Source organism: Micromonospora sp. M61, from assembly GCF_018070245.1.
In the GTDB taxonomy this organism is placed as follows: Bacteria; Actinomycetota; Actinomycetes; order Mycobacteriales; family Micromonosporaceae; genus Micromonospora; species Micromonospora zamorensis.
In genome coordinates, this window is record NZ_JAGPYA010000019.1 from 13,282 (window position 1) to 37,175 (window position 23,894).

At 71.1% G+C, this 23,894-nt stretch carries 19 protein-coding genes; 7 read left to right on the plus strand and 12 right to left on the minus strand.

Annotated elements, in window-relative coordinates:
• Positions 1-12: 12 nt before the first annotated feature.
• Both KBX34_RS13285 and KBX34_RS13290 read left to right on the plus strand, forming a co-directional pair.
• Positions 13-528, plus strand: a complete 516-nt coding sequence (locus KBX34_RS13285) for a sigma-70 family RNA polymerase sigma factor (protein ID WP_210925258.1) — start codon at positions 13-15, stop codon at positions 526-528.
• Complete coding sequence (locus tag KBX34_RS13290; protein WP_210925169.1) at positions 525-1,244, plus strand: anti-sigma factor; 720 nt, start codon at positions 525-527, stop codon at positions 1,242-1,244. The genes KBX34_RS13285 and KBX34_RS13290 overlap by 4 nt, the downstream gene beginning before the upstream one ends.
• 22 nt (positions 1,245-1,266) lie before the next feature.
• Here the strand turns inward: KBX34_RS13290 and rarD are convergent, their stop codons facing one another.
• From rarD to eccE, 4 genes are all read right to left on the minus strand, one after another.
• A complete protein-coding gene (gene rarD, locus KBX34_RS13295; RefSeq protein WP_088951143.1) occupies positions 1,267-2,184 on the minus strand; it encodes an EamA family transporter RarD in 918 nt (305 codons plus the stop codon).
• The gene (locus KBX34_RS13300; protein ID WP_210925170.1) at positions 2,181-2,678 is read right to left on the minus strand and encodes a GNAT family N-acetyltransferase; all 498 of its coding nucleotides are present in this window, start codon (positions 2,676-2,678) and stop codon (positions 2,181-2,183) included. Before KBX34_RS13300 ends, rarD begins: the two co-directional genes overlap by 4 nt.
• A 112-nt stretch (positions 2,679-2,790) precedes the next feature.
• Complete coding sequence (locus tag KBX34_RS13305; RefSeq protein WP_088951145.1) at positions 2,791-3,177, minus strand: phage holin family protein; 387 nt, start codon at positions 3,175-3,177, stop codon at positions 2,791-2,793.
• Positions 3,178-3,237: 60 nt separating this feature from the next.
• Positions 3,238-5,070 (minus strand): type VII secretion protein EccE, encoded by a 1,833-nt coding sequence (gene eccE, locus KBX34_RS13310; protein WP_374223684.1) that lies wholly within the window; start codon positions 5,068-5,070, stop codon positions 3,238-3,240.
• A gap of 365 nt (positions 5,071-5,435) precedes the next feature.
• On the opposite strand from eccE, the gene KBX34_RS13315 reads away from it, so the two are divergent.
• Together KBX34_RS13315 and KBX34_RS13320 are read left to right on the plus strand one after the other, a co-directional pair.
• Entirely contained in the window at positions 5,436-5,756 is a 321-nt protein-coding gene (locus KBX34_RS13315) for a WXG100 family type VII secretion target (RefSeq protein WP_088951147.1), read from the plus strand.
• A 22-nt stretch (positions 5,757-5,778) separates the two neighbouring features.
• Positions 5,779-6,072, plus strand: coding sequence for a WXG100 family type VII secretion target (locus KBX34_RS13320; protein WP_088951148.1), 294 nt, complete (start codon positions 5,779-5,781; stop codon positions 6,070-6,072).
• Positions 6,073-6,157: 85 nt separating this feature from the next.
• Here the strand turns inward: KBX34_RS13320 and mycP are convergent, their stop codons facing one another.
• Positions 6,158-7,381, minus strand: a complete 1,224-nt coding sequence (mycP, locus tag KBX34_RS13325; protein WP_210925173.1) for a type VII secretion-associated serine protease mycosin — start codon at positions 7,379-7,381, stop codon at positions 6,158-6,160.
• Positions 7,382-7,533: 152 nt separating this feature from the next.
• Here mycP and KBX34_RS13330 point away from each other — a divergent pair, with 152 nt between their 5' ends.
• Positions 7,534-10,407: an SseB family protein gene (locus KBX34_RS13330; protein WP_210925175.1), complete on the plus strand. Its 2,874-nt coding sequence runs from the start codon at positions 7,534-7,536 to the stop codon at positions 10,405-10,407.
• A complete protein-coding gene (locus KBX34_RS13335; RefSeq protein ID WP_088951150.1) occupies positions 10,404-10,769 on the plus strand; it encodes a hypothetical protein in 366 nt (121 codons plus the stop codon). Before KBX34_RS13330 ends, KBX34_RS13335 begins: the two co-directional genes overlap by 4 nt.
• Positions 10,770-10,773: 4 nt before the next feature.
• On the opposite strand, the gene KBX34_RS13340 is transcribed toward KBX34_RS13335, so the two are convergent.
• From KBX34_RS13340 to acs, 7 genes are all read right to left on the minus strand, one after another.
• Positions 10,774-11,706: an alpha/beta fold hydrolase gene (locus tag KBX34_RS13340; protein WP_088951151.1), complete on the minus strand. Its 933-nt coding sequence runs from the start codon at positions 11,704-11,706 to the stop codon at positions 10,774-10,776.
• A 140-nt stretch (positions 11,707-11,846) separates the two neighbouring features.
• Positions 11,847-13,187: a vanadium-dependent haloperoxidase gene (locus KBX34_RS13345; protein WP_210925177.1), complete on the minus strand. Its 1,341-nt coding sequence runs from the start codon at positions 13,185-13,187 to the stop codon at positions 11,847-11,849.
• Between the two features lie 112 nt (positions 13,188-13,299).
• Positions 13,300-14,073, minus strand: a complete 774-nt coding sequence (locus KBX34_RS13350; RefSeq protein WP_210925179.1) for a helix-turn-helix domain-containing protein — start codon at positions 14,071-14,073, stop codon at positions 13,300-13,302.
• Between the two features lie 244 nt (positions 14,074-14,317).
• Positions 14,318-14,830: a hypothetical protein gene (locus KBX34_RS13355; RefSeq protein ID WP_210925180.1), complete on the minus strand. Its 513-nt coding sequence runs from the start codon at positions 14,828-14,830 to the stop codon at positions 14,318-14,320.
• 74 nt (positions 14,831-14,904) lie between these two features.
• Positions 14,905-17,346, minus strand: a complete 2,442-nt coding sequence (locus KBX34_RS13360) for an immune inhibitor A domain-containing protein (RefSeq protein ID WP_210792624.1) — start codon at positions 17,344-17,346, stop codon at positions 14,905-14,907.
• Positions 17,347-17,677: 331 nt separating this feature from the next.
• Positions 17,678-20,473 carry an immune inhibitor A domain-containing protein gene (locus KBX34_RS13365; RefSeq protein WP_247667363.1) on the minus strand — a complete coding sequence of 932 codons (2,796 nt, stop codon included), beginning with the start codon at positions 20,471-20,473 and terminating at the stop codon, positions 17,678-17,680.
• A 268-nt stretch (positions 20,474-20,741) separates the two neighbouring features.
• On the minus strand, positions 20,742-22,706 hold the full coding sequence (acs, locus tag KBX34_RS13370) for an acetate--CoA ligase (RefSeq protein ID WP_210925181.1): 1,965 nt from the start codon (positions 22,704-22,706) through the stop codon (positions 20,742-20,744).
• 440 nt (positions 22,707-23,146) lie between these two features.
• On the opposite strand from acs, the gene KBX34_RS13375 reads away from it, so the two are divergent.
• Positions 23,147-23,893, plus strand: coding sequence for an oxidoreductase (locus KBX34_RS13375; protein WP_088951157.1), 747 nt, complete (start codon positions 23,147-23,149; stop codon positions 23,891-23,893).
• Position 23,894 lies beyond the last annotated feature (1 nt).

The window sequence follows — 23,894 nt, forward strand, 5'->3', positions numbered from 1 at the left end:
GAGGAGACCGCCATCAGCGACCACGACGCCCAACTGCTGCGCGCGCTGCACGACGAGCACGCGGAGGCGCTGTACGCCCACGCCCTGCGGCTGGTCAACGGGGACCGGCAGCGCGCCGAGGACCTGGTGCAGGAGACGCTGCTGCGGGCCTGGCGACATCCGGAATCCCTCGACCCGCAGCGCGGTTCGGTGCGGTCCTGGTTGTACACCACCGCCCGCAACCTGGCCATCGACGCCTGGCGGCGGCGGTCCACACGGGTCGGCGAGGTGTTCACCGACGATCTGCCCGAACCGCCGGGCGTGATCGACGAGGCCGAGCGGGCGGTGGAGGCGTGGACCGTCGCCGAGGCGCTGAACCGGCTCAGCCCGACCCACCGCGAGGTGCTGGTCGAGTGCTTCTACCAGGGGCGGTCGGTGGCCGAGGCGGCATCCCGGCTGGGCGTACCGCCGGGGACCGTGAAGTCCCGCACCCACTACGCGCTGCGGTCTCTACGGTTGGTGCTGGCCGAGATGGGGGTGACGGGATGACGCAGTGTGAGTTCGCGTACGACGATGGCGCGTACGTGCTGGGCGCCTTGGCCCCCGCTGAGCGGGCGGCCTACGAGCGGCACCTCTCCGGCTGCGCCTCCTGCCGGGAGGCGGTCGCCGAGATCGCCGTCCTGCCCGGGTTGCTGGGGCGTCTCGACCCGGCGGGGTTGGAGCAGATCCTGCCGCCGCCGGCCCCGCCCCGGGTGCCCGCGCTGATTGAGGAGGCCCGGCGTCGCCGCAGGAGGGAACGCTCCGCGGACCGCCGACGGTACGCGCTGACCACACTGGCCGCTGCCGGGCTGGCCCTGATGGTCGGTGTGGGCACTGCCGTGGTGCTGCCCCGACCCACCGACCCGTCCGGACCTCCCGTGGCGCAGACCAGCGCCCCGGCCACGCAGGTGTCGATGGTCGCCATGCGACCGGTGGCCACCGCCGGGCCGGTGCACGCCGACATCGGGCTGTCCGGCACCAAGTGGGGCACGGCGGTGACCATGCGGTGCGGGTACGACGCGCGGACGAGCTATGGCAAGGCGTACCCGTTCCGGCTGGTGGCGCACGGCCCGAACGGCGCCAGTGAGCAGATCGGCTCCTGGCTGGCGGCCCCCGGCGACGCCCTCCAGTTCACCGGCGCCACCAGGTTCACCGACGCCGAGCTGGTCAGCGTGGAGCTGCAACGAGCCGACGGCACGCCACTGCTCACCTACGCGGTGCCCTGACCGCCCGTCTGTGCATGGGCGGTCAGGGGGTGGGGACGGGTTCCAGGATCCGGGCCTGGGCCCGGGTGCGGCGGGAGTTGCGGACCGCGTCGGCGGTGAAGACGATCAGGGCGAGCCAGACCAGCGCGAAGCCGGCGAGGCGGGCCGGTGGCATCGGCTCGTGGAAGATCAGCACGCCGCAGCCGAGCTGGAGGATCGGTGCCAGGTACTGGATCATGCCGAGGCTGCTCAGCGGCAGCCGGTTGGCCGCGCCGGCGAACATCAGCAGCGGGATCGCCGTGGCCGCACCGGCCAGCACCAGCAGCGCGGTGTGCCCGGCCGAGACGTGCCCGAACGTCGAGTCGGCTCTCGCCATCAGCCAGCCGAGATAACCCAGCGCCGGCAGCGCCAGCACCGCCGACTCGACGAAGAGCCCCTCCGCGGGCGGCAGCCCCAGCCGCTTCTTGACCAGGCCGTAGCCGGCGAAGCTGAACGCCAGGGTCAACGCCAGCCACGGCAACCGGCCGTAGTCCACGGCGAGCACCGCGACCGCCGACGCGCCGATCCCCAGCGCCACCCACTGCGCCGGGCGTAGCCGCTCCCGCAGCACCGTCACGCCGAGCAGCACCACGACCAGCGGGTTGATGAAGTAGCCGAGCGCCGTCTCCACCACCCGGTCGGAGTTGACACCGTAGATGTAGGTGCCCCAGTTGACAGCGATCAGCGCGGCGGCGGCGACCATCCCGGCCATCGCCCAGGGGCGACGCAGCAGCGCCCGCAGGAAGCCGACGTTGCGCAGAGCGGCCAGGAGCAGGGCCACGAACACCACCGACCAGACGATCCGGTGGGCCAGGATCTCCAGTGGGCCGGCCGGCCGCAGCAGCTTGAGGTAGAGCGGGAAGAAACCCCAGAGCAGGTACGCGCCGAGGCCGTAGAGGTATCCCAGGCGGAGAGGCGTCACGCCTCCACCGTAAGGGGCGTACCGTCGCTCTGTTCCTTTCCGGTGACCGGGGTCACCGGGACCCGCCGGTCGAGGCTCATCCACCGCTCCGGCACGTCGAGCGGCGTGAAGCCCACCCGCGCGTACACCTGGTGTGCGTCGTTCGTGGCCAGCAGGATCCGGCGTACGCCCAGCTCGTCCAGGTGGTCGCGGGCCGCGCTGGCCAACCACCCGCCCAAACCGCGACCACGGGCGGCGCGGTCGACGTACACGTCGCAGAGCCAGGCGAAGGTGGCCCGGTCGGTGACCACCCGGGCCACCGCTACCTGGCGGCCGTCCTCAGGCCGGTAGACGCCGAACGGCAGGGAGCCGGCGAACGCCCGGTCGACGGTGTCCCGGTCACGTCCGAGTGCCCAGTACGCGTCGGTGGACAACCAGTGGTGCACCAGGCCCAGGTCGAGCAGAGCCGGGTCGGTGCTGAGCAGGTAGCCGTCGTTGCGGGTCAGCGTGAACACGATGCGACGCTAACCGCCCGCGTGGGGACCCGTGCCGGCCAATTCCCGAACTCTGGTCACCGGCCTGCCCGGGCCCCGGCCGGAGCCCGGGGCGGGCCGGTGCGGTCGGCGGTCAGTCCCGGTCGAGGACGGCGCCCAGGATCCAGGTCACGATGCTCACGAAGAGGGCACCGAGCACGGCGGCCGGCCAGAAACCGTCCACGGTGAACGGCAGCCCGGCCTGGTCGGCGATCCAGCTGGTGAGCAGGAACAGCAGCCCGTTCACCACCAGCGCGATGAGACCGAGGGTCAGCAGGTAGAAGCCGCAGCCGACCGTCTTGATGAGCGGCTGGAGAACCGCGTTGACCACGCCGAAGATCACCGCCACCAGGAGCAGCGTGGTCACCGTCTCGCCAGCGGAGTTCGACTCCAGAGAGATGCCCGGAATGAGGAGCGTGGCCAGCCAGAAAGCCAGCGCTGTGCTGGCCAGCCGAATCAGCAGACCTTTCAGAAAACCCATGGCGGGATCGTGCCACGGACTACGCACCGACGTAACCCGCCAGTTGACCACCACGGTGGATCAGCCGCGAGCCGGACGCCCGATCAGTTGCGACTCGATCGGCGTGGGGGAGAGCAGTGCCCAGCGCAGCGCCCGCCGGTTGACCACGGCCACCATGTCGTCCCGGATCCGGGTCAACCACTCGGCCGACCCACCCAGCCCCAGCGCGGTGCCGGCCAGCGCCGCCTCGGTGACGCTCAGCGGTTGCAGCAGCGCCAGGTCGGCCCGGCTCAACGCGTCCACGTCCGCCGGGGTCAGCTCGTCGCGTACCACCAGAGTGGCGCGCCACGGCGGGCCCGGCTCGGCGTCGGCCGGCACCGGCCCGGCGTCGACGACCAGCAGCAACGGGCGCAGCGCGCTGCCCACCCCGTCGGCCACCGGTCGACCGGGTGGGATCAACGGGATCGTCCCGCCCGGTGCGCCCACTCCCCGGACGAACGGCTCCCAGACGCGCGGTCGGGAGGTCTGCACGACCACCAGGGCGCCGAGCGCCAGGGCGCGCAGGGCCACCAGCTGGGCGGCGCGCACCCCGCCGACCAGCAGCACCCGGGTGCTCTCCGGCCGGAACAGTCGGACGGTGACCGCCCCGCCGTGCCGGTTCGTGCCGACCATCATTCCGGCATCGCCCAGAGTGAGATCCCAGTCGTCCAGTGCGGGGCGGGGCTGCGCTTCCCGGGTGGTCAGCGCCAACGGCAGCGTGGCGGCAAGCCCGCCCAGGTGTGCGCCGTCGAGCCGCCGCAGCTCCCCGCCCAGGTCGTTCACCAGGCGCTCCAGGGCCTCGGTGGCCGCGGTCAGCTCGGTCGCCGTCTGAGCGGCCAGGCGCACGGTCAGCTCGGTCGGCACCCCGGCGTCGGAGGTGATCGGCGCCGGCCCTGCGGAGATCGACACCGTCGTCGCGGTTGCCGGGAGCGCGAGCAGCCGGGGCACCAGCCGCCGTGCACCCGTTCCGTCCGGCCACCGGATCAGCCGGAAGGTGGCCTGGACCAGGGTGCCGGACCGGAGCGCCGGCCAGGACTCCCGGACCCGGTCGCCGTCGTGATGGGCCAGCTCGCCCAGGACACGCAGCGCCGCCGGCACGCCGAGCGGCCGCGCGGTCAGCGACCCGAGCCGGCGGACGATCCGGCGTACGGTGCCGGCGAGCACCCGGTGAAGGTCCTCCTCGGACCAACCGTCGACGCGCAGCACTCGCACCGCCAGCACCGCCCGTTCCCGCCCGGCGAGCCGCCCGTCGGTGAGCTGCCGGTACGACGTCCCGACGGTGCCACCCGCGGCCGGCACCGGTGCCGGTGCTCCACTGAACAGCAGTTGCACCCGGAGCGGGGGCGCTTCCGGCCCGGTCTGGGGCAGCAACGCGGACGGCGCCGGGATGGCCCGGGACGCGTCGCCGAGCAGATCGCCGGGGTCCCCGAGTTCCAGGAGCACCACAATGCCCTCGGTGTCCTCCAGCACTGCCGCAGGCCCGCCGGTCAGCTCGGTCGAGTGGACGACGGTGCCCGGAGCGACGAGGTCGAGCAGGTCGGCCGCTCCGGCCGGCGCGGTCAGCTCCCGACGACGGGTCAGATGCCCGGCGGCGGTGCCCAGCCACTCGAAGAGCCACCGGCCCCTGACCCGGAGCACGGCGACGGCCATCAGCAGCACGGCGACCAGTGCGGCGGCCGCGGTGACCGGTGCGGGTCGACCCAGGGCGGTGAGGACGAGCGCCGCCGCGACCTGCGCGGCGACCAGTTGACCGGCCCGCACCCCTGTGCCGGTGCCCGGAGTGGGCGACGCCCAACGGCCGAACGGCGAGCGGCGACGCGGTGCGCGCTGATCGGCCGGGCCCGGGCTGCGGTCGGCGGGTTGGCCCGGCCCGATCGCCCGGGGAACGGCGCCCGGCCCCGGCCCGACCCGTGTCGCCGGGTGCGGCCCTCCGGTGGTGATCGCCGGCACCGTGCCTCCTCGACCAGTCGGGACCGCGTCGGGCGGTCGGCCGCCCTCGGACGGCCCGTCACGCGCCGCGACGTGGCTGCAGCACATCGTAAGTGACCGATGGCTGCCGTGGTTGTCCACAGGGGAGAGGCGGGGGGTAGCAGAACTGCTACGGGATCGCTACCGTCAGCCACGAAGTTCGTCGCTGACCCGTGTCTCAGTGCTCGACGACCGGGCCAAGCGAACGACGCGCCCCCAGGGCGGGCGCGCTCGAGGGCCACGCGCGATCAGAGAGACGAGGTGACATCGGGGTGTCCCAGACGCAGGCAGAAGCCGCGGTGATGCAGCAGACCGCCGCGAAGTTCGAGCAGGTGGACCAGTCGTTGCAGTCCATGCTGACCGGCCTGCTGGCCGAGCTGGAGGTGTTGCAGCAGGCCTGGCGTGGCGCAGGTGGCCGATCGTTCGAGCAGGTCAAGCAGCAGTGGTCACAGGACCAGGCGGCATTGCACCGGGCGCTGCGGGAGACCGCCGGCGCGATCCGCACCGCAGGCCGGCAGTACGACGCCTCCGACGACGAGGTGGCCAGCCGGGTAGCCGGCACCAACCGCGGCGGCATCCAGCTGCCGCTCTGATCCCGCCCGGGAAGGAAATCCGATGGACCATGGTGTGCTGGTCGTCAACTTCGCCGCGCTTCAGCAGGCCGGCGCCGACATCCACAAGGCCCTGAACAGGCTCGACTCGCAACTCGGTCAGCTTGAGCGGGATGCCGCTCCGCTGGTGGCGAGCTGGACGGGCGAGGCCCGCGAGGCCTACGAGCAGCGGCAGGCGCGGTGGCGCTCCGCCTCTCAGGACCTCCAGGCGATGCTGCGTGACATCAAGCTGGCGGTGGGCGACTCCGCCAACGACTATCTGGACACCGAGAAGAAGAACACCGGGCTGTTCCAGTGAGCGCGGTGGGCCGGGAGCGCTGACCATGTCCAGGTCGGTGCCCCGGCCGCCGCCGCGCTGCGGCCAGGGCGGTGGGCTGACCGGATCAGGCCTGGCCGGCCGGGCGCCAGCGTCGGCGGGCACCACGGGGCAGCACCAGGGCGAGCAGCACCACGGTGGCCGCCGTCGTGCCGACCACCGCACCGACCAGCAGGGCCCGGTCCCGTGCCGTCGCCCGTCGGGCCCGGTGGGCGAGCACCGCCGGGTCGGGCCGGTCGTCGGCGAGCGCGGTGACCGGTCGAGGGTCGACCGCACGGCTGCCGCTGGTCTCGGTGACCGCCCGGTACGGGTTCAGCACGCCGGCGCCGTACCCGCCGCCGTGGCCCGCGCCGGGAGCCGGATCGGCGGTGGCGATGATCCGCTCCGCCACCTGGGCCGCGGTCAGCTCCGGTCGATACTGGCGCAGCAACGCGGCGGTGGCGGCCACGAAGGGTGCCGCGTAGCTGGTGCCCTCGACCTGATGGTGGCCCGCGCCGGGGGCGGCGGTCAGCACCTCGCTGCCCGGTGCGACCAGGTCGACGTACGGGCCGGTCTGCGAGAACGTCGCCCGTCCACCGTCCGCCCCGATCGCCCCCACGCCGAGCACCCCGTCGTAGCCGGCGGGGAACGGTTGGGGGTCACCGCTGTCGTGCAGGTTGCCGGCTGCGGCCACCAGCACCACGTCCCGGTCGACCGCGTACCGCACGGCCGAGCGGACCTCCGGGTCGTCCGCATACAGCACCACGGACAGGTTCACCACGTCGGCGTCGTGGTCGACGGCCCAGCGGATGGCCTGCGCGAACTCGCCAGCGCTGACCGTTCGCCCCGATTCCCGCCCCTGCACCACCTGCTGCTCACTCACCCGCACCGGCAGGATCCGGGCATCCGGTGCGAGACCTTGGAAGGCGACCCCTGCGCGGGGTGTCGCCGCGATGATGCTCGCCACGCCGGTGCCGTGCCCGGCGCAGTCCCGACTGCCGTCCCCGCCGGGGTCGAGCAGGTCGGTGCCGCCCACCACGCGGTCGGCCAGTTGGGGGTGCGCCCGGTCCACCCCGGAGTCGACCACCGCGACGGTCACCCCGGTGCCGGTGGCCAGGGGCGCGAGCCGGGCGGGGTCGTACCGTTGCTGTGGCCAGGGCGCGGCCGTGACCGGCCGGGCCGGGGCGAGCGGGGTCGCACAGGCCGGTGCCGCACGGAGCCTGGCGGTGGCGGCGACGGTCGGGAGGGCCGGTACGGTCAACAGGCTGGCGGCCAGACCTGCGAGGACCGGGCGCGCGATCGATCGGGACATCGACAGCCTCCGTATCGTGTCGGCTCCGGTACGGGATGTTATCGCCTCATCCGCGCCCCGGCAGGCCGCCGACGGCCAGCCATTGTGATCTTGATACCACCTTGTAGGTTGTACGCGATACCTGTGGCCTGTTCTCGGAAGGGGAGGTGGCCGTGACCGCATGGGAGCCGGCCACGGAGGCCGAGGTGGCGATGCGCGACGCGCTGCGCGCCAATGACCAGGAGCTTTACTTCCGACTCCTGTCCCGCACCGATCTGCTGTTGCCGGTCGCCGCCCCGACCCAACCCGGCCAGCCAGCCGCCGACTGGGGCACCTGGACCACCGGCGGCCGGACCCACGTCCTGGCCTTCACCTCCGCGGCCGCACTGCGGGCCTGCCTCGGCGATCACCCCGGCAGCAACCGTCGTGTCCCCTTCACCGACCTCGCGGTCGGCTGGCCAAACCACGAGTGGTGGCTCGCCGTCAACCCCGGTCTGCCGGTCGAGGGCTACCTGCCGGCCTGGTTCGTGGCTCAACTCTCCCGGGGCGACGTGCGCCTGCCCGGCCGCGCCATGGGTGCCCGCGCCCGCCTGGAGCGGGTCGAAACCCTCGCCCGCACCCGGACCGGCCCGCCCGGCCGGGACACCGCGCCAGCCGCTGGTCGGCCCTCCGGGGCGGGTACGTCGTCGCCCGGGTCCGAGCCGGCCCCGGCGACCCCGGCTGCCCCAGGTCGGCCTGCCCCGGCTCCACCTGCGCCGAGTCCACTCGCCCCGAGCCCGCTCGCCGCCGTGCCGCCCGCTGCGGTCCCGTCTGCTCCGGTCTCCCCTCGGAGGCCCTCGCAGGGTGTGTCGCCTCGGGTCGCTGCCCCGGCGTCCGGGACGCCCGGCACCGCTGATCCGTCCCGCCGACCCGGCGAGGAGGACCTGCCGGCCGCCGGTCAGCGCCACCCGACCGAGCCGCCGCGACCCGGCCTGCCGGGCACCGGCGCCCTTCCCCGCTCCGCTCGGCCGTCCCGGTTCGCACCGTTGACGCCCGTCGAACGTCCCACCACCGACCAGTCGAGGTTCGGCGCGGGCTGGCCGGCGGCGGACCGGCCGGGCGACGACGGCCTGACCGGGGGCAACGGCAACGGCGGTCCGCAGGCCGCTCGACGTTCCTTCTTCGAACCGACCCCCGTCCGGGACCGGGCAGCCGACCCGAACGCGAGTGGGGGCCGCCCCGGGGACCGGGCGGCACCACCGACGCGCTTCGGGCTCGGCAGCCAGCCGTTCCCACGCCGCCGTCCGGCCGACGGGCCCGCCGACGAGACCGCGACCCGCGCCTTCCCGATGGCGGATCCGGACGCCACCCGGCCACTTCGGCAGCCGGCGGGCGACCTCGGCACGTCCCGAGGGGTACGCGCACCGGCACCCGGTGAGGAAGTCACCCAGCCGCTGCCTCCCCGCCGGCCCGACCCGGCGGCGGAGGAAGTCACCCGCGCCTTCCGGACGACCGGTGAGTCCCCGCCGACCCGGTCATCGGCGCGGCCGAGCCCGCCGGCGGACGAGACCCAGGCGATCCCACGCGACCTGCCGAACCGGTTCGCCCCGGTGGAAGAGGTGTCGGCCGCGGAACCGGTCTCCGGTCCGCCCGCACCACGCCGCGGCTTCACGCCCATCGTCATCGAGGGCACCATCATCGAGTCCCGCGACCTCACCGACCCGGTCGAGACCAGCGGCCCGGCCGGCCCTCCCCGAGGGCCCCGCCCCGCCGAGACCGCCCCGCCACCCTTCGGCACGACGCACTCCGGGCCGGGTCTGTTCGAGCCGTCGTCGGCCGGTCCCCGCCCGTCCGGTCCGGCGTCGTTCGTCCCCGCGCAGCCCGCCACGAGCCCGTCCACCCCGCGTCCCGCAAGTCCGGCGGAGGCCGGCGACGTGAGCGGTGTCCACACCGACGCCCGCGCCGGCGATCCGGCCGGTGCCGAGCGCGCCGACACCGACAGCCCGTCGGTTGGCGTGACCAGCGCGGATCCGACCAGCGAGAGCGCCACCACCGGCGACGGGCAGCGCCCGCCGGCCGACGAACCGGCGGTGGTCGAGTTCGACCCGGCCAACACGGTCGAGGAGGACCTGCTCGGCGCCGCCGGCTCCGGAAGCACCGACACGTTCCTGTCCACCCTGCTGCTGGCCCGGGTCCTGCTGCCGGCGGCACCCGAATCGCTGCGGGGAAGCCGCCCCGGCGATGCGGGCTTCGTCTGGCGTACGGCACAACTCGACGGCGAGACGTACGTGGTGGTCTACACGTCGCCGGAGCGCCTCGCCGACCACTTCGAGGGTGACGTCGACACGGTCCGGGTGAAGTTCGCCCAGCTGATCCGGCGCTGGCCGGACGAAGACTGGTCGTTCGCCGTCAATCCGGGCACCCCGGTCGGTGCCAAGTTGCCCGGGGAGCAGATCATCGCGTTGGCCAACTGGGCTGCCGAGGTCGGGCTCGGTGACGACCTGGAGGTGGACCAGGAGGAAGCGCCGGCCGTGGCGGAGCCCGCCGCCCGCCCCCGGTACGCTCCGGCGGCCGTCGACCCGACCCGACCGACGGTCATGCAGAAGGCGATCGCGCCCAGCCAGCTCGCCTACTACCTGGATCGGGGCTACGACCGGGTCTCCGGCTTCGTGCACCGTGCCGGTGAGCTGGCGCACCTGACCACGCCGGCTCAGGTGCACGACGCGCTCGGCCTCAGCTACCCCGGATCCCCGTTCTCCCGGGACGCTGAGGAGATCTACGTGCTGCGCTGGCCGGCGCACCGGCCGAGCCTCTACCGGATTCCGTACGGCGGTCAGAACGAGGCGGCGATGCGGGCCATGGAGGGCTGGGTCATCGAGCGCCCGCCGTTCCGGGGCAACGGCTTCGCCCCGGGTGAGAGCAGCGACGTGGTGGCCGAGTTCAAGGTGGACAGCGCGCGCCTCCCGCACGGCGCGCAGCTGTGGCGGGTCGCTGCGGACGGCACCGAGCGGGTCATCGCGGAGCTCGACACCGACGCGGTGGTCTGGCGACGGGTCGGGGAGGCGTGATGCGCGACGGTTACGTGGCCCGTTGGCAGGGTCGGGAATACCAGGCCAGCCCGGACGGCGACAACATCCGCCTCTACCAGCCCGAGCCGGGCGAGGGCTTCGAGGAGGTCCGCGCGGGCCGGTACGTCCGGGTGCTGCCGGCGAGCGAGATCGAGGATCTGGCGTACGTGCGCACCACCTGCACGTGGCAGGGGCAGCCGTTCATCGTGCTCGGCGAGCACGACGCCTGGCTGCGGGTCGAATACACCGGTGGCCGCTGGCCGGTGGCGGAGGCCATGCGGCTGGAGGTCTTCGACTTCGGCGTCTACCAGGGCTGGGCGCCGGCCGCCGAGGTCACCGACCTGCGGGAGCAGCGGGTCTGACCGGTCAGGTCTTGGCCCAGCGCAGGATTTCGCCGAGCACCAGCTCCGGTGCCTCCAGGTGCGGGAAGTGCCCCACCCCGTCGAGCAGCCGCCACTCGTACGGGGCGACGACGTAGCGGCCGGAGCCCAGGGCGGTGCGCGGCAGGGAGGCGACGTCCAGCGCGCCGTGCAATTGCAGGGTCGGAGTGGACAGCGGCTTCTGCATGAGGCGGACGAACCGGTAGCCGTGCAGCCGCAGCAGCGAGCGGAACGCCCAGCGGTACCCCTCCAGGGCACAGAACGCGGCCTGCGGGATGCACATCGCCTCCCGACACCGCTCGGCGTACGCCTCGAACTCCGACCCGGCCACCCAGCGCGGCCCGCCCCAGCGGTGCAGGATCTCACCGATGGCCGCCGCGCCGTCCCGGGTCAGCACGTGCTCGTAGCGGGGTAGCTGGAACTTCAGCGCCAGGGTGGAGGCGGCGAACTGCCCGCGCGGGTCGGCGAAGGTGGCGGTGCGCAGCCGCAGCGGGTGCGGTGCCCCCAGCACCACGAGCCGGCGGACCAGGGACGGGTGGAACGAGGCCACCGTCCAGGCCACCATGCCGCCGAGGCCGCTGCCGACGATCGTCGTCGACCGTTCACCGAGCGCGCGGATCAACCCGGCGATGTCGGCGGCGAGGGTGTAGCCGTCGTACCCCCGGGGTGGTTTGTCGCTGGCGCCGTAACCGCGCAGGTCGACGGCGACCGCCCGGAAGCCGGCGTCGGCGATCGCCGGGAGCATCTGGTGCCACGCCCACCAGTGCTCCGGAAAGCCGTGCAGGAAGAGCACCATCGGGCCGGTGCCGGCCTCGACCACATGGAACCGGCTGCCGTTGGCGCCGACGAAGCGGTGCGTCCACGGCCCCTCGGTGAGGACACAGGACTCGTCGACGGCTCCGCCGCGCTGGTCGGTCATGGCAGACAGCCTAGGACCCGGTTGCCGCTGACGACCCCGGTGGTCGCGTTGAACAGGGAAAGGCCCGGGTTGTCCCCTACCGACACGAGGGTCCGGGTCGACGGTCCGTGGACCGTCGACCCGGACGCCGCCGATCGGATCTAGCGCAGGTAGATGTTGAAGACCCGGTTGGCCACCGCGTCACCGGTGCTCAGGCCCGCGTCTGCGTCCCACTGGTAGTGCACGCCCAGGTAGATGCGGCTGCGGGCGTTCTCGGTCGCTGCGGCGCTGAAACTGGTGAACGAACGGGTGACGCCCACCGCGTTCGGGTCCTCGGTGGTAGCGACGAATCCGATCGCATCGGTGCCGTAGTACCGCTTCATGACACCCGCCCAAGCGCCGGCGAAGCTGGCGTGGCCCGAGATGTACGCCGGGAACGGCGGGGAGAACCGGGTGCCGTTGCGGTCGACGGAGAGCGGGCGCCAAGCGGCGTTGGGAACGGTGGCCGCGTTGCCGTCGCTCTGCGGCTCGGCGATCGCCGTCTCCGGTCGCCACAGGTCGATGCTGGTGTTGTATTTGGCGTCCCAGGAGGCGATGGCGACGTCGGCCATGGCCATCGCGACGAGGGCGAAGAGTCGCGGGGTGTCCGTGGTCCGCTGGCTGGCGACGATCTGGGTGTGCTCGAAGAGTTGACCCGGCGGCTTGTAGGTGCCACTCACGTCGTTGGCCCAGAAGAAGGCCTGCTGCGTCTGGTCGGCGTTCCGGTCGGTCAGTGGCGCGGTGGCCGAGCCCAGCCTCTTCACCTCGTTGACCTGGGCGGCGTAGGCGCTGCTGGTCAGCATCGCGGACACCGTGCCGAAGCCCCCGGGCAGCGGTGGGCGGAACTGGGAACCGGACGTCAGGGCGAAGGGTTTCACCAAACCCCAGTTGGGGCCGACGGCCGCGCCGGAACCGGTTGGCCGCCACTGTCCGGCGGTGTTGCTGGCGGTGTACCCGGCGTTGTTGGTCGAGCCGTCGTTCGCACGAGCGTTGATGATGTTGCGTGCGGCCGTCTCGCCGATGCTCCTGTTCCACCCCTCGGGTCCCGGCTCGCCGATCGGCGGGTCGGCCTGCCGGGCGTCGTTGAACCTGGCGGTGAAGTAGCTGGCCTGGGCGGGGAACAGCGTCCGGAGTACGTCGTACGCGGCGACGTCGAGGTTGGTGTCGCGGTCGTAACTGAAGTTGGGGATCGGGGACACCTTCGCGATGTAGGGCGCCCCGGTTCCGCCCATGGAGATCGAGGTGTCGTACATGGCCAGGTGCATCATCGCGCCGGCGCGGGACAACGTGGTGGGTGGGCCGTTGCTGGTGCGGAAGGCGTCCAGTAGGACGTCGTTCCAGTAGACGACATGGTCGAAGTTGGGAGGAATGGCGCTGGCGGACGTGGGTGTGATGACGCCGCCCCCGACGACGACCGCGGCGAATACCGCGACCAGCCGTCCCAGCTTCACTCTTGTGTTCAACGTGGTCCCTTCCCGGACGTGAGCCATAGGATCTCTATCGGCTTACGTCGATGATCTGGGACGGTTTGATCACGGAGAAGGGCGAAGCGGTCACGTTCCGCAAGTTGCAAGGTCAGACCCAGCCGCGGCGGGCGGCGGCGATGCCGACGGTGAGCCTGTTGGACGCGCCGAGTCGCTCGGCCAGCAACTCGAAGTGCCGCCGGACCCATCGTGGGCTGCGCCCCAGGCTGCGGGCGATGGCCTCGTCCTTGGCGCCGTGCGCGGCGAGCCGAAGAATCTGCAGCTGCACCTCCGACGGCGCGTCCCTGCCTGCGTCCCTCGGGGTGGACAGGGGCTGTGACTGCCGCCAGAGGCTGTCGAAGTAGTGGCCCGCCAGATCGACCAGCGCCGGCGCGCGCAGCACCCAGCCGACCGACCGGTGGGTGCCGATTGGTGCGACCACGGCCATTTTCGCGGAGACCACCATCGAGATGGGCACCTCCCCGACTATCCGGACCTGACCTTCCGGTCGGGCGGCTCGGTCGGCGCGATTGAGGCCACCGGGACGTTCGAGGAGTCGTCGGTCGAGGATCGTGCGGTGCCGTGGCTCCGGAGCCAGGTCGGGCTCCCCGGCGGCGGGGTCCGGCGGCATGCCGAGCAGGATTCGGCAGTCCTCCGGCGCGTCGGTGGCCAATCGACCGGAGAGCCGGGTGAACGCCGCCCAGTCCCGTACGACATCGTCCGGGCCGAGCGCGACCGAACTTCGGTGCTCCTCCAGTTGTTCCAACTGGGCGTACTGGGCGATCAGACGATGCTGGGCGCGGACCAACTCCCGCTGTCGGGCGGCGAGCAGCAGTCGCAACTCCACCGCCGACACCATGGCGGCGTCGAGTGGCGTGGAATTCACTCTCCAGAGCGGGTCTGCACCGCTGCCGTCTGTGTCCGACCAGATTCCACCTGACAAGCCTGACCACCCCCGTGGACGATGCCGAGGTGGTGGTCGGCTGCGGCGTCGTCAGCGCAGGTGCCGGTCCACCATCGACATCGATGATCGTGCTTGGATGGCGACTCTGCGTCAAGTGCCGGACGGCGTGAGTGGGCGTGGCGACGGTGTTCGATTCGTCACCCCGGTCAGGGTCTACCCGACGGGGTCAACGCATGACGATGCTCACGGGGACACCCACACCGCAGTCCACCTCGGATGACCTGGCGACGATCCGCAGGGTGACGAAACTGCGCTCGGTCAGGTTGCCGTAGCCCGGGCCGTGCAGGGCGTACGCGCGGCCGTCCTCGGCGACGAGCCCGTAGCAGGGCCCGCCGCCTCCCCGGGTGATGTGGCCCGTGATCAGGCCGTTGTCCCGTAGATCGGTCGGCGGTGTCGGCTTTGGCGGCTTTGACGGAATGCCGATGGACGGCGGGAGTGTGCGCGACAGCGGCGGCGTGAAGGCCCGTGAGGGCGGGGCTGCGGGCTGTGCGGGCCTGAATGCGCGCGAGGTGGGTGCGTCCGGCGTCGGGGTCTCGGAGGCCGAGGGAGCAGCCAGGGGGCCGGCACCCTTCGGGTCGGCGCACGCGGTCAGAGGCAGCAGGAGGAGCGCGGCGATGAGGGTGACGCGTGAGGCGAGGTGCACGGTGATGGGACGTTCCAGCAGGTCGTCGGGTTCCACCTCACGGTGGGACAAAGGGCGGCGCCCGGGCAGATGATCCGCCCGGGCGCCGCTGGGTGTTGCTGAATCAGTGGTCAGCTGATCCGGATCTTCATCGAGGTGCCGTTCTGCTCCTTGACCTCGATCTTGACACCGGCTGCGGGGAGCTTGACGCCGTGGTTCGGCAGCTCCTCGTAGAAGTACTTCTTGGTGTCGTTGAACACGGGCTCAGCGGCCTGACCGCGGATGTACTGCGGCTGGCTGTTGAGGTGCAGCGTGAACGAGTCAGCCTTCTTGAGGCTGAACGGTGCGTCGTACACCTGGACGCGGGCGCGCCACGGAGCACCGGTCAGGTTGTAGATCGGGCGCGGGTGCGCGTCGATGTACAGGTTGCGACCCTCGCCCGGGTGACCACCCGGGTTGGTGGGCGAAACCGGAGCGGTGTTGTTGTCGGAGAACCGCGTGTTCCAGTACGAGATGAGCAGACCCTCCTGGTACGCGTAGTGGTCCACCCAGTCCGGGCGGGTGTTCGCGTAGCCGAAGAAGTACGGGCCCGTCTTCAGGTACTTGTCGTACGAGACGTACGACCGGTTGCCGGCGATGTAGTAGTTGTCGAACAGCCGGGTGTAGGTCGCCCCGACCACCTCGAACTTCTCCAGCGCCCAACCCGCGTCGGTCTCGGCACCGTCGCTGAGCACGGTCTGACCGTCGGCGGTCACGGTGATCGCGTCACCGAAGAAGCCGCCCTCGGAGACACCACCGTCGGTGACGTAGTGCAGGCGAACCTGAGCGACCTTCCCGGCGACCGAGGTCAGCGGGATGTTGATGTCAGCCCAGGCACCGTTGCTGCTGCCGGCGAGGGCCGGGCGACCCGCACCGTCGACGCCGATCGGCTTGCCGCCGACAGTGCCGTCCAGGTCGGTCCAGGTCTGACCGCCGTCGGTCGACGCCTCGAAGTAGAGGTAGTCGTAGCCGGCCTCGATGCTGTACTTGCCCTTGAGCGACATCGCCGCTGCGGACTTGCCGGTGAGGTCGAACGTCCTCGTCATCTTGCTGTCGAGGTCGTCCTCGTTACCGGAGAAGTACTGCTTGGCGCCCTCGAACGGCGCGCCGTAGTTGAACGTGTATTCCCGCTGGGGAAGCACCACCACGGCGGCCTGTGCCTTGTCCGAGTTGTACTCCTGCGGGCCGAGGTCCAGCGTGCGCTTCTGCCCCGCCACGACCACCTCGTAGTCGAGCCAGCCGAGCTGGAGCTTGTTCCACGCGCCGAGGTCGCCGCCACGGTCACCGATGGCCGGGTCGTTCTTCGCACCGAGCCGGCTCTGGGCCATCAGGGTCCAGTGCTCGTTGCTGTTGTCCGCCGGTCCGTAGTCGTCCGGCAGGCCCAGGTCGTGGCCGTACTCGTGGTAGAAGACGCTACGGCCGCCGTTTTCCGGCTGGATCGTGTAGTCGCGGATCCAGACGCCGGTGTTGCCGATCTGGGTGCCACCGATCGGGAAGTTCGGCGGGCCCACGGGCGAGCTGTTGAACGCCGACCAACGGTGGCTCCAGATGGCGTCCTCACCCTGCTGCGGGTCACCGTCGGCCTGGTCGCCGCCGGAGTGGACGATCTGGAAGTGGTCGATGTAGCCGTCCGACTCGTTGAAGTCGCCGTCACCGTCGAAGTCGAAGCGGTCCCACTGGTCGAAGGACTTCATCTCCTCGGCGATCTGCGCGTCCGTCCGGCCCTTGGCCTTCTGGTCGGCGACCCACTGGTTCGCGGCGTCGCGGATCAGGGCCCAGGTGTTCGAGCAGACGTTGTCGCCGCAGACGGCGGGGTCGTTGGCCGGGTTTTCAACGTCGTCGTCCGCGATCGGGTCGTCGGAACGACCGTAGCGGGCCTCGTTGTACCGGACCTTGACCCAGTCGGTCACCTCACCCTCGACGGTGTAGCGACCCGAGGACTGAGCCTCGTAGTACTGCTTGAGCGACTCGTCGCCCGGGTTGGTGCCGAAGTAGACCTGGCGGAAGTGCTCCGGGCTGAAGTCCGGCTGCCAGATGGTGGAGTTGTCGACCGCCCGGTTCGGCTCCGGGATCTTGTTGTGCAGCGGACCCTCGAACGTCGCCGGTCCGGCGATGTTCGGGTTCATGTCCTTGTCCGGGTAGGACGGGTGCCGCTCGTCACCGAACTCGGCCAGGATCACGAAGATCTTGTCGGTCCGCTCCCGCTGGAGCTCGACGTACTGATCCTGGGTCGGCTGGGCGCCGGCTGCGGAGCGGGCGTTGGCGTTGGTGCCCGTCTTGCCGACCTGACCGACCTTGACGACAGTGCTTCCGTTGCGCTGAATCGGCTTGCTGCGACCGCTCAGCACATCGCTGAGACCCTGCTGACGCAACGCGCGGCGCTTGTCCTCGAGCTTGTCGGGGAGTTCGTCCTGCAACGCCTGCGGTTCGGCAGCGGCTGGTGCTGCTACCGGCAGTTTGGGCTGAGGCGCCGCCGAGGCGGACGGGCCGAAAGCCAGGCCTGTCGCCGTCAGTGAGAGCCCGAGCAGACCCACTGCGACTTTGCGCACGTGGTACCTCCGGTGTGAGGGAACCGGCCATACGGGGGTACGGGCCGGTGGGAGATCGATCCCACTAGTGGGACCAATGGTGAACATAGACACTGCTGCGACGGGTGGGAAGATGCACGCGTCGATTTGTTGCAAGATTTTGTTGGGAATGCTTTTCACCGTCACATACCCGGGCTTCATCAGCCACGCTGACCAGCGAGGACGGCGCGGTCCCAAATGTAACGACTCATTTCGATCAACATGATCGATGTACGGCAGTGGGGCCGGCGGCGTCTCCGCCACCGGCCCCACTGTCAGTTGTTGATCCGCGAAACCGTTACTTCCTCGCCGGGGTGACGAAGATCGTGGCGGACGAGTTGTCCCGTGCCGCCTTCTTGATGGTGAGCGAGACGCCGTAGTTCACGCCCTGGTCGCCGGGGTTACCGGTGCCCAGCACGATCGCGCCACCGCCGAGGGTCGTGCCGTAGAACTCCGGTGCCGGGCTGCCGTCCGGGTGGGTGACCCGGGTGGTGTACGGCGCGTTGTTCCGCGACGGCACCACCACCGAGGCGTCGTTGTCCCGCGCGTACGCAGCCCCGTCGCGCATCTCGATGCCCGGGTACCAGGTCTTGGCGTCCGTGAAGCCCTTCACCGGCGCCTGCGCCTTGAACTTCGTGCAGTACGCGCTGTACGGCTCGTCCGCCGCCTCCAGGCACTCCGTGAAGGGGTACGTCTTGTTCAGCGAGAAGGCCGCGTTGGCCGACTGCGGACGGCTGGGCAGGTTGTCCGTCACCGACGGGTCCTTCACCGCCGCCTCACCGGTACGCCGGTACGGGTCGAAGTGCGAGTCGACGATGAGCAACCCACCCTTCGCGCCGTAGCTGGGCAGCGCGGTCATCTGCCCGGTGACGTGGTTGACGTCGCCGAGAGCGCTGTCCCGGTACCAGACCAGCATGCCCGGCGCGTTGTAGGAGATCCGGTCGACCTTCCACGCGTCGTGCGAGTAGATGGTGTCGTAGGCGTACTTCAGGCCCTTGTCGAACCCGTCGAAGTTGCGCCACTCCGCCAGGTAGAACTGGGCGTGGACTTCGGTGCCGCTGGAGACCTTCCAGCCCCCACCGGTGGTGTCCACGAAGGTGCCGCCAGTGGCCGTCCAGCCGTTGGCGCCGCCCTCGACGTCGTCACTCCACGTGGTGGCGCCGCCGCCGGTGACCGAGAAGTCGTCGGCGAACCAGTTGCGCTCCTCGAACGCCTCGTCGGTGGCCTGACGCAACCGCAGCTGCACCGTCGTGCCCGCGTACGCCGACAGGTCGACGTAGTCGTGGCGCCAGCCGTTCGTGCTGCCGGTCAGGCCGTACTTCTTGCCGCCGAAGTCGTTCATCCGGCCGTTCGGGTCCGAGTAGCCGTCCGGCGTGGTGACCACCGTGCCGCCCTCGTCGTACACCTTCTGCTCGGTCCAGGTCGTACCGCCGTCGGTCGAGAGCTCGACGAAGCCGTAGTCCCAGTCCTCCTCGATGATGTAGTTGTTCCACATCCAGAACTTCGAGTCCGCTGCCGCCGGCACGTCGACCGAGCGGCTGAGCTTGACGTCGGCCCACTCCTGGTCGTTGTTGCTGTGCCACATCTTGGTGCCGCTGTGCGGCGTGGCCAGCGTCGTCACCTTGTCCGGCAGGTCGACCTTGATGCCGTCCTCGGAGTCGATCGGGGTACGCGACGTCTGGCCGAGCTTCACCTCACGCGGGTTCGACCCGGGGCGGATGGTCAGCGGGTCGGCCCAGCCGAGCACCCACTTGTCCCAGATGCCCATGTGGGTGGGCAGCGCCTGGAAGATCTCACCGGAGTGCGACCCCGACGCCATCAGGTCCCAGAAGTCCACGTCGGAGTCGGCGTTGCCGGACGTGTCGTAGAGGTCCGGCAGACCCAGGTCGTGGCCGAACTCGTGGGCGAAGACGCCGACGCCGGCGTCCTCGGGCTGCACGATGTAGTTCGACGCCTTGAGGTTGGTGCCCGGGATGGTGTAACCACCGGCGACCGTGGAGGAGTGCGCCCACACGGCGTACACGCCCTCGGCGCCGCCGCCGCGCGACTTGCCCTGACCGGCGTGCACCAGCACGAGGTGGTCGATCACGCCGTCCGGCTCGTAGACGTTGCCGTCACCGTCGCGGTCGGCCTGGTCCTCGATGTCGTAGTCGGCCCACGGGAAGCTCGGGTCCTTCGCGACGAGCGCGTCGATAGCGTCGACCGCCAGGCGGTCCGCGCCGTCCGGGTTGTCCGGGTGACCGTTCATCGACTGCTCACGGCCGGGGACCCACGCGCCGGTCTCGTCCTGTTCGCAGCGGTTGGCGGCGTACCAGCCCTCCGAGTGCGGCACGGTGATCCACGGGCTGGCCTGCCCGTCCACCGTGTACGCGTTCTTGGACATCTCCAGGTACATGTTGTGCATGGTGCGGCCGGACAGGTCGACACCCTTCCTGCCGTCCGGGCCGCGCAGGTCGGTGCGGACCCGCTCGGTGATGCCCTTCTTGCTGTAGAGCATCTTGTCGTAGTGCGACGGCGAGAAGTCCGGCACCCACATCGAGTTGTTGTCCTCGTGCGGCAGGGTCGCCGGGTTCGGGATGTTGTTGTGCTTCGGGCCGTTCTGCACGGTGCCGAGGACACAGGTCCGGTCCTCGAACACCGTCTTCGGGACCATCACGTCGGTGAAGTCGTCGTTGGCCTTGTCGTTGAACTCCACCAGCAGCGTGAGCAGCTTCGCCGTCTGGGTGGTCGGCGACTTCTTGAACTGCCGGGGGTTCTTGCCCGTCTTGAGCGACCGGGCTTCGTCCTTGGCGAGCTGCCGCGCGGTCACCGGGTTGCCCCGGGCGTGCTTCTGGTCGAACTCGCGCGCGGACTCCACGGCCGGGGTGTAGACGCCACCCTTGCCCTTGACCTCACGGCCGGTGGTGTCCGGCTGCACCTCGGGCTCGGCGTAGTTGATGTAGTGCTCGTCGGCCCCGATCACCGCCCGGGGGGTGGGGGAGGACGACTGGGCCGCCGCACTGCCGGTCACGGTCAGTGACGTGGCCGCGAGGGCGATGGCGGGTAGCGCGACGAGTAGTCGTCGGCGCGCCCCGGACTGCGGTTTGTGGTTCATGCCGCTCCATTTCTCGGGCATGGGGAGGAGGACGCTGGCGTGGCCGACCATCGATGCGATGAGCGTCGAACTCTGCCAACCTGCGTGAACCTAAATCACAACCAGCCGAAAGGACAGGGGTGGTCCGCCTCGTGTGTCCGTTCAGCTTCCCCGGCTCCACCGACCGACCGATGTGACACTGGTCAGGCCGTGCGTGCCGTACCCGTAAGAAAATGACGGAGGGTGGCGGTCCGCACGGACCGCCACCCTCCGGTGTGTACGTCTGCCGTCAGTCCTCGTCGGACTTGGTGCCGCTCATCCCCGAGGAGATCAGGTCCATCACCGACGAGTCCTGCAAGGTGGTGACGTCGCCCAGCGACCGGTTCTCCGCCACGTCCCGCAGCAACCGGCGCATGATCTTGCCGGAGCGGGTCTTCGGCAGCTCCGCCACCAGCATGATCTGCCGGGGCTTGGCGATCGGGCCGAGCGTCTTCGACACGTGGTTGCGCAGGTCGGCGATGAGTTGCTCACCCGCCTCGCCGGCGATGTCCGTGCTGCCGCGCGGGATGGCGAACGCGACGATCGCCTGGCCGGTCGTCGGGTCGGTCGCACCGACCACCGCCGCCTCGGCCACCGACGGGTGCGACACCAACGCCGACTCCACCTCGGTGGTCGAGATGTTGTGCCCGGACACCAGCATCACGTCGTCCACCCGGCCGAGCAGCCAGATGTGCCCGTCGTCGTCCTTCTTCGCCCCGTCACCGGCGAAGTACATGCCCTGGAACCGCGACCAGTACGTGTCGATGAACCGGTCGTCGTCACCCCAGATGGTGCGCAGCATCGATGGCCACGGTTCGCGCAGCACCAGGTAGCCGCCACCACCGTTCGGCACCGACTGGCCCTGGTCGTCCACCACGTCGGCCACGATGCCCGGCAGCGGGGTCATCGCCGAACCCGGCTTGGCAGCGGTCACACCCGGCAGCGGGGAGATCATCATGGCGCCGGTCTCGGTCTGCCACCAGGTGTCCACCACGGGCAGCTCGCCCCGGCCGACGAACTGCCTGTACCACATCCAGGCCTCGGGGTTGATCGGCTCACCGACGCTGCCCAGCAGGCGCAGCGAGGACAGGTCGAAGCCGGCGGGGATGTCCTCGCCCCACTTCATCATCGTGCGGATCAGGGTGGGCGCGGTGTACAGGATGCTCACCCGGTACTTGTCGACGATCTCCCAGAACCGGCCCTTGTGCGGGGTGTCCGGGGTGCCCTCGTACATGACCTGGGTGGCGCCGTTGGAGAGCGGCCCGTACACGATGTAGGAGTGCCCGGTGACCCAGCCGATGTCCGCCGTGCACCAGTAGACGTCCGTCTCCGGCTTCAGGTCGAAGACCGCGTGCGTCGTGTACGACGCCTGGGTGAGGTAGCCGCCGGTGGTGTGCAGGATGCCCTTCGGCCGGGCCGTGGTGCCGCTGGTGTAGAGGATGAACAGCGGGTGCTCGGAGTCGAACGGCTGAGCGGTGTGCTCGGGCGACGCGGTCTCCACCGTCTCGTGCCACCAGTGGTCCTTCTCCGTCCACGCGACGTCCTCGCCGGTGCGGCGGACCACCAGCACGTGCTCCACCGACGGGCTGTTGGCTACCGCCTCGTCCACTGTGGGCTTCAACGCCGACGGCTTGCCCCGCCGGTAACCACCATCCGCGGTGATCACCACCTTGGCGCTGGCGTCCTGGATGCGGTTGCTCAGCGAGTCGGCCGAGAAGCCGCCGAAGACCACGCTGTGCGCCGCGCCGACCCGGGCGCACGCCAACATGGCCACCGCCGCCTCCGGGATCATCGGCAGGTAGATCGCCACCCGGTCGCCGGCGGTCACCCCCAGATCGGTGAGCGCGTTCGCCGCCCGGCAGGTCAGCTCGTGCAGATCGGCGTACGTGAGGGTGCGGGTGTCGCCCGGCTCGCCCTCCCAGTGGATCGCGACCTTGTCGCCCAGCCCCGCCTCGACGTGCCGGTCGAGGCAGTTGTACGCCACGTTGAGCTGCCCGCCCACGAACCACTTGGCGAACGGCGGGTTCGACCAGTCGAGCACCTCGTCCCACTTCTTCGACCAGGCCAGACGGTCGGCCTGCTTCGCCCAGAAGGCGAGCCGGTCGGCCTCGGCCTCGGCGTACGCGTCGACTGTGACGTTGGCGTGCGCGGCGAGTTCGGCCGGCGGGGGGAACTGGCGCGTCTCGTTCAGCAGATTTGCCAATGCCTCGCTCATGCCGTGACTCCTCGTCCTCGGGGTGACCTGGTCCTCGGGGTGACCTGCGTTGGTCCTCGGGGTGACCTGCGTTGGCACGAGGGTAGTCGCGGGACCCTCGACGGGCGACCGCTGCCCGGCACGTCGCGCCGAGCGGCCGTCACCACGCGCCCGACGGCCCGCCCCGGTCTGCGGGCTCGGTGTGCGGGCTCGGTCGGCGCGGAGTCGGTAGGTCGGCCTTGATCAACACGGCTTCATTGAAATCGCGGTGCCGAGGCCGATGGGATGCCCCGAGTTCACCGAACCCGTGTTGATCAAGGCGAGACGTCGGCTCGGGTGGGGTGCTGGCTGAGTGTCGGGGCTGGGCGCCGGGTCTGGTGGGGCGCTCGGGATGGGTGGTCCGGGTCGCGTTGCGGCCGGGTGCGGCCCGACCGGCCGGGCCGGGTCGCTAGCGTGACGGGGTGACCACCGATCCGCTCGCCCCGCTGCTCGCGCTCGCCGACATCGCCACTGCCGTCGAGCAGGCCCGCGAACGGTTCGACCAGGCGCTCGGGCACCGCGCGCTGCGCCGGCACGGTGGCCAGGTCGCGGCCGAGGTCAGCCTGCGCTCCGCAGTGGCCAGCGCCGCCCTCGAAGGGGCCGTGCACGAACGCGAGGCGGTCCGCGCCGGCACGGTCACCGACCCGCTGCTCCAGGGGGCGCTGCGGGTCGCCGGGGCGCTGCCCGGCCTGAGTGAACTCTGGCCGAAGGCCCCCCGGCAGGCTCTCGCGAAGCTGCACGTCCTCGCCGCCCGGGAGTTGGTGCCGGAATCCGAGCTGGGCCGCCCGGTGGCCGATCCCGTGGTCGCCACGCGGCTGGACGGGCTGGCCGGGCTGGTCGCCGGTGGCACGAAGGTGTCGCCGCTGGTGCTGGCTGCCGTCGTACACGGGGAGTTGTTGAACCTGCGTCCGTTCGCCGGGCCGTCCGGCGTGGTGGCCCGGGGGGCCGCCCGGCTGGTGCTGCTCGCCAGCGGCCTCGACCCGCGCGGCCTGCTCGCCGTCGACGTCGGGCACCGCGAGCGGGAACCGGAGTACGTCGGCTCGGCCGGCGCCTTCGCCACCGGCACCCCGGATGGTCTGCGCTCCTGGTTGCGCCACTACATGGCGGCCGTCGAGGTCGGGGCCGACCAGCTCACCGTCATCGGCGACGAGATCCTCGCCGCCGCCTGAG

Coding starts and splice junctions, on each gene's coding strand:
- KBX34_RS13290 (WP_210925169.1), top strand. CDS start 525: ATGACGCAGTGTGAGTTCGCGTACGACGATGGCGCGTACGTGCTGGGC.
- KBX34_RS13305 (WP_088951145.1), bottom strand. CDS start 3,177: ATGGGTTTTCTGAAAGGTCTGCTGATTCGGCTGGCCAGCACAGCGCTG.
- KBX34_RS13320 (WP_088951148.1), top strand. CDS start 5,779: ATGGACCATGGTGTGCTGGTCGTCAACTTCGCCGCGCTTCAGCAGGCC.
- mycP (WP_210925173.1), bottom strand. CDS start 7,381: ATGTCCCGATCGATCGCGCGCCCGGTCCTCGCAGGTCTGGCCGCCAGC.
- KBX34_RS13340 (WP_088951151.1), bottom strand. CDS start 11,706: ATGACCGACCAGCGCGGCGGAGCCGTCGACGAGTCCTGTGTCCTCACC.
- KBX34_RS13365 (WP_247667363.1), bottom strand. CDS start 20,473: ATGAACCACAAACCGCAGTCCGGGGCGCGCCGACGACTACTCGTCGCG.
- acs (WP_210925181.1), bottom strand. CDS start 22,706: ATGAGCGAGGCATTGGCAAATCTGCTGAACGAGACGCGCCAGTTCCCC.